General features: G+C 38.0%; 6 protein-coding genes. All 6 read left to right on the top strand.

The annotated features are described in order from the left end of the window. Nucleotides 1-12: 12 nt before the first annotated feature. Entirely contained in the window at nt 13-2664 is a 2652-nt protein-coding gene (locus C9J34_RS14665) for a phage NrS-1 polymerase family protein (protein WP_107840922.1), read from the top strand. 759 nt (nt 2665-3423) lie between these two features. Further along, nucleotides 3424-3639, top strand: a complete 216-nt coding sequence (locus tag C9J34_RS14670) for a hypothetical protein (RefSeq protein WP_107840923.1) — start codon at nt 3424-3426, stop codon at nt 3637-3639. 462 nt (nt 3640-4101) lie between these two features. Beyond that, a complete protein-coding gene (locus C9J34_RS14675; protein WP_107840924.1) occupies nt 4102-4527 on the top strand; it encodes a hypothetical protein in 426 nt (141 codons plus the stop codon). Next, nucleotides 4508-5083: a hypothetical protein gene (locus C9J34_RS14680; protein ID WP_107840925.1), complete on the top strand. Its 576-nt coding sequence runs from the start codon at nt 4508-4510 to the stop codon at nt 5081-5083. The genes C9J34_RS14675 and C9J34_RS14680 overlap by 20 nt, the downstream gene beginning before the upstream one ends. Before the next feature lie 184 nt (nt 5084-5267). After that, nucleotides 5268-5687: a phage terminase small subunit-related protein gene (locus tag C9J34_RS14685; RefSeq protein WP_107840926.1), complete on the top strand. Its 420-nt coding sequence runs from the start codon at nt 5268-5270 to the stop codon at nt 5685-5687. A 218-nt stretch (nt 5688-5905) separates the two neighbouring features. After that, nucleotides 5906-6137, top strand: a 232-nt coding sequence (locus tag C9J34_RS14690) for a hypothetical protein (protein ID WP_202973688.1), incomplete at its 3' end; no start/stop codon positions are given.

Below are 6137 nucleotides of genomic sequence, written 5' to 3' on the forward strand. Positions count from 1 at the left end.
AATAGGTCATAAATGAAAGATGGTGAGAAAGTGACTACAGTAGACAAGGAAAATGAATTTCAGGACATGCAACAAGGCATTTTAAAGCATTCAGAAACAGTGGAAAGCGATAATTTTTCACAGATTCCAGATGAATTACAGGCTATTACTCGATGGATTGTGTGGAAGTTTGAAACGAAAGGCAGCAAACGAACCAAAGTACCATATCAGCCAAACGGGAGCTTTGCAAAGACGAATGACCCTACGACATGGTGCTATTTCTATGAAGCAGTTGAAGCGGCCAGGAGTGGACAGTATGACGGAATAGGCTTTGTATTCTCTCAAAATGACGAATATATCGGCGTGGATATTGATAAATGTTATGAAAATGGCGTATTCAATGAAACAGCCAGCACAATTATAGACAGCTTAGATTCTTATACAGAGTTTTCACCGAGTGGCACAGGGGTTCATATTATTGTGAAAGGCGCTTTACCTACTTATATCACACAAACAGGTTTTAAAAATGCTTCATACGGTGTGGAGCTATATTCGTATGGTCGTTACTTCACATTTACGGGGAATCGGGAGAATGGCAATGAGATTCAGGAACGTTCTGACGAGGTAGCCGCGCTGATTGAGGATTATTTCAGCAAAGAGCAGCTAGCACAGTATACAGAAACAGAGTTCAACAGTGAGCCTTTTAATTTTGAGGACGACACTATGACATGGAATAAAATGTTTGAAGATAAAGTGAATGGTGAATCCATACTCGCCATGTATCAAGGGGAACTGATAAGGGATAACGACCATTCTGACACCGACTATTTTTTATGTCAGGAGCTTGCTTACTATTGTGATAAGGACTTTGTAAAGATGGATAGAATGTTCCGCAATAGTGGGCTGTATCGGGAGAAATGGGACGCACAGCGAGGCGCAATGACTTATGGGGAACGAACACTCTTAGCAGCCGCAGCAAGTAAAAAGAAAACGTTGTCGGACTATAAAAAGGAATTCAGCGCGGCAGCCGATTTTCCAATAGAGCAGGTAGCGGGTGATATATTTCCGAAAGGTTATTTCTATGAGCATGGTTGCCTATTCAAAGTAGTTGAAAAGAAAAAGCCTACTGGTGATGTGGAGATATTAGAAGTGATGATTTGCCGACAAGTGCCGTATATTACACGCTCCTTTACTAATATAGAACATGCACAATTATATTATGAGCTTGCTTGGCGTGATAAAGGTAGGTGGTATAGAGAGGTGATTCCAGCAGGCGACCTTTCAATAAAGAAAGAATTGTTAAAGTTGTCCTATAAGTCTTTAGCTGTGACAGATAATAACGCGAAAGAATTAATCACCTATTTTGATAGGTTAAATATGATAAGACGGTCAGATCATGAGTTTTTAGTAGAACGAATAGGGCATATAAAAAATACGTTCATTCATCCATTAACAGCTAATGGTGTGACGATTTTACCACCTGACATTGGGGAGAAGCAATTACTAGAAGCATTTCAAACATCGGGAACAATTGAAGAATGGATTGAACATGTATTGAAGCCTATTCAAAAGCACCCTAAAGCCCTTCTAATGGTTGTCGCGTCATTTACATCTGTTTTACTGCAAGACCTAAAAATGAAGCCATTTATCATTGATTTGTCGGGTGTCACTTCACAGGGGAAAACAACTGTCTTAAGGGCTTGCGCCAGCGTGTGGGGAACAGAGCATTTAGTGTCTGAATGGAATTTAACAAAAGTAGCAGCTGAGCGGAAAGCCTCGTTTTTAAATAGCTTTCCATTGCTATTAGATGATACTAGAAAAGCAGATGAACGACAGCTACAGGGCTTCGTTTACACTTTTAGCGGTGGACGTTCAAAGGGGAGAGGGACTGTTAGCGGCTCCCAACGTGAATATACATGGGGCAATCTTATGCTTTCTACGGGAGAAGATTCATTAAATGCTTATGCAGACCGCGCTGGCGGTGTAGCGGCTAGGATATTACCGATTACAGGGCTACCATTTGAAGGGGAGAACTATCAGTTTTTTACTGATTTATATAAAGCTATTGAAAATTATTATGGCTCAATAGGGTTAGCGTTTTTAAATAAGTGGCAAGCGCAAAAAGAAACCATCATTCCACATTTTGAAGAAACGTATAATCAAAGATTTCAGCAAAAAGCCTACGGGAATGAGGTTATTTCACGTATTGCGCGGTATTATGCAGCTATTGTATTTACGGCTGATGTACTCAATAGTTTCTTTGATTGTACCATTGATTTATCTGTATTGGCTGATTTATTCGATGAATTAAATAAAGAGAACAAAGCAGTAGATAAGCCTATGCAGTTGCTAGAAGACATCTTATCAGACTTGGACGCAGATAGAGAAGCGATATTTGGTCAATATCTGCCACGAGGTGAGATAAAGGCAGTTTTCAAGGACAACACTATTCACCTTCTACCCAACTACTTAAAAGATTTTCTAAAAACAGAGCAAAATACAATTCGCAATGAATGGCTACGTAGGGGAATTAGTATTAAAGGGTTTAATAACAATAAAATAGTAGATTACCAGCAAATCAAGCATAAGGGAAGAAAATTTCGCGGTATAGCTATTCAGCCGAAAATCATAGAGGATTTAGGCTTCGATTTCAAAGAAACAAATTCACATTCCGCATATTCTTAATGTTTACTAACACAAATTATAAAAATGACGAGAAGTACCACAGGGTACCATATTAAATTAATTAAATTTAATTTTTGGTACCGCTTAAAAAGCTTATATATCAAGGTTTAGATAGTAATAGTACCAAAAGTACCAAAAGTACCAAGAAAAATATATACATGATGTAATTGCATACAGCCAGCTATATAATGTGTGTTCGTATATATACACCCTATTTTTCGTTTGGTACTTGGTACTTTGGTACTTTACCCCTTGAAACGTTGGTATAACAGGGTTTAGGCGGTACCAAACAGGGTACCACACGCTATGAAATTCGCCAAAAGGGTACCATGTAGTACCGTTAGCCAGCACAATTATTGAAGAACTTGGCTTTGATTTTTCAGAGGATACAGAGAAATATGGTTAGTCGTAGGGCAAGGTAGAGCGTTATTTTAAACTTGCCCTACCTTCAAAAACCTTATATATCAACGTTTAGATGTATAAGTAGGACAGGTAGGACAAGTAGGGCATAAATAATATATACATGTATAAATTGTGTAAGTACATGAGTACTTCTATTATATGCGTTTATATATACCCTATATTTTTTTCGCCCTACTGTCCTACCTGTCCTACTAAAATTCTATAAACCTAGTAATAGCAAGGGTTTAAGGGGGTATGACAAGGGCAGGCACAAGAAAAAATACGCCTTACCTGTCCTACCTTTTAGCTTTAAAAAACCAAAAGCAGGGATTTATATAAAAAAGGAGCAGAACTAATATGATAGATTACTATAGTGAAACAGAAAAAGCATTAGAAGCAAGAAAAGAAGAAGTGCTAAAAGCAAATGAAAGGATCGTGCAGATTAGTAGTGTGCCAGTAGCTTTTGAAAAGAACGGGGCGCACCGCATTATAGCGTTGGCTTTAACGAATCGAGGGAACATATGGGGCATCGCGATAAATAGTTTTGGCGATTGGTACACAGTAGAGCGGTAGGAATAGCAGTGTGGAAGTAGTACTACAATTTACTACATTCAACCCATTGTATAGGCTTCTGACTACATAGGAAGCCTATGTAGCGTTTTTAAATAGTTGAGAGTATCTATTTGGAAGCAGAGGCGTTAAAGTGCTACAGGAAGCCGAATGTTAAGGTAAAGATTATATAAGCAGCATAAGAGCAGGACAACCTGAAAAAACCTGAAATAAAAACTTATATAGTGGATGCGTATAGATTGTTGGAAAATGAGAGTGTGAAAGCCTATATAGACAAACGTTACATTACTAATATTTACTAACTTTTGTGCTATTAATTGCTAGAAAATGCTAGCGTAAAAATCTATATAGATATTGCTCCCATGTACAACCCTTCTACTTATGAAATGTTGGCAAATGTCGGCTAAAAAATGCTTATAGGTAACGTGTCCTTACAAAACGAACACCGTCAAAGGAGTGATAACATTGCAACCACAGCGAGACAAAAAGGGACGATTTTTAGCAGGTAACACATTGGCACAAGGCAATAGGGGAAACTGTTACCCGAAATACGGAAATCAGAACGCAAAGAAGCATGGTCTATTTGCTAAATTGCTGTATGGTCAAAAGTTTGAGGGAGACGATATGATTTTGTATGCCCTTCATAAAGGAATCGCTGTCCGCTTCTTTAAAGGGGAATGGGTGCTGGATGGGGAGGGATTTATCATTTTTGGAGATAAGGCGATATATGCCAAGGATTTGTTAGGAATGCAGTTTAAAAGAGTAGTAGTAACAAATGATATTGAACCAATGGAAATGGATATAGAGGACTTTCTAAAGAGTAGCGTTATTATATTATCCGACCTTAGAGAAATGAAAGTGAGGTGTAGCAATGAACCTAGCAGCAATTAGCGGTGATTTCGCAGAACGAATAGCCGCTATGACAGAGGGAACAAAATACGATAAGAATAGCCAAGCATTTGATTGTGTGCCAGAGGTAGAAGGGCGCATAAGGGAAGTCGTTTATTTACTGTGGAAGGATGCTACTTCTAACGATCTAGCCGATTATCTAGAACGAACAGCCGCGCAATACTTCCAAGAACTATATGAATTCTCTTACGGTGTTACGTCATACGATAATGATTGTTGGTTAGCGAAAGGAACGGAGCGCCTAGCCTTAATGATTGTGGCTGAAAAGGAAAATCGCAGACGGCAAATAGAACGTCTTAGAAAGGGCTACAAGCGATTTCGCTCGATTCTGGCACAATTGCCCTCACAAGACAATGAAGTGCTACAGGTGTTCTATATGAAGCGTCAGAAGGTAGATTATGAGCAGTTGCGCGGCATTATTGAAAAGCACCTTACAATGATAGAAGCGGTTTATGAAGCTGGCACAGTAGCAGCAGAGGAACGCACGAAAGCAATCAGTGCCAAGATTGAAGGACCAGCACCGAAAAGGAAGTATTGATATGGTCGATTGAGAAGGAGAAAAGAAAGAAGGCTGCGTAATTGTGCGCGGTCTTTTCTTTATGTGACCCCCCTATCAATTTTAATTTTTCTCTTTTTGCCCAAGACCGGTTAGGGGATGTAAACGCGCACCTCACTAAGATTTTTTACAAAAAAAGTTCTCACGAAAGCGAGGTGAATAAGAATTGGCAAAGCCGAGAAATCCGAAGCGGGATGAAGCGTTTGAGTTGTTTAAAAAACATCGGGGAGATATTACAAACCGTGAGATTGCTGAACAATTGGAGATTAACGAAAAAACTTTATCGAGGTGGAAGAGTCAAGATAAATGGCATGAGCAACTAGGCATTCAGAAAGTGAGAAGTGAGAAGAGAAGTTCTCATATTAAAACTTCTCACTCAAATGATTTTCGTACCAAGAAAAAAGAGCAAATCGAAAAAGCATTGGTTGAAGCTGGTTCTTATTCACCTGCTCTCGACTTGCTCATTGACGTTTACTTAGATGCGTATGAAGAATATGAAAGCTTAAAAAGTGAAGGTATTGCAGATGAAAAAAGCAGGCGCGAACTTTCTCGTCTGCTTGGCCAACTTGGATTAGATGGAGAATGAATAGTCCCGGCAATCAATTTTAGAATTTCCCTTATGTTGATCACGTATTTCAATAGGTGATTTTTTATTGTGAATAATATTTCCTTTGTATTAAATCAAAAATAATTAAATGTTGAATATATTGGTTCTTTTGGTCTATTATGTAGATAAGGCTCTATTTGTTCGTGAGTTTATATTGAAGACTACTTTTAAAAACTATAATTAATGAGGTGATTTTTATGAAGACCTATAATCTATATCTGGAATTTAAGGATCAAAGTAATTCCATTGAGTTTGATTTGAATAGAAATACAGTTTTTTTTGGAAATAATGGTCAGGGAAAAACACGTATTTTAAAAACTATTAGCTTGCTTTATGAATTAGCAAAAGAGAAAAATCCAGAAAATTTCAGTAAAATTATAGACAGTATGAATTTGAAAAATTTAAAAATTGATAATGTAAGATACAATC

Origin of the sequence: Metasolibacillus meyeri, from assembly GCF_003049505.1 — a bacterium.
Classification (GTDB): domain Bacteria; phylum Bacillota; class Bacilli; order Bacillales_A; family Planococcaceae; genus Metasolibacillus; species Metasolibacillus meyeri.

Coding starts and splice junctions, on each gene's coding strand:
- C9J34_RS14665 (WP_107840922.1), top strand. CDS start 13: ATGAAAGATGGTGAGAAAGTGACTACAGTAGACAAGGAAAATGAATTT.
- C9J34_RS14680 (WP_107840925.1), top strand. CDS start 4,508: ATGAACCTAGCAGCAATTAGCGGTGATTTCGCAGAACGAATAGCCGCT.
- C9J34_RS14670 (WP_107840923.1), top strand. CDS start 3,424: ATGATAGATTACTATAGTGAAACAGAAAAAGCATTAGAAGCAAGAAAA.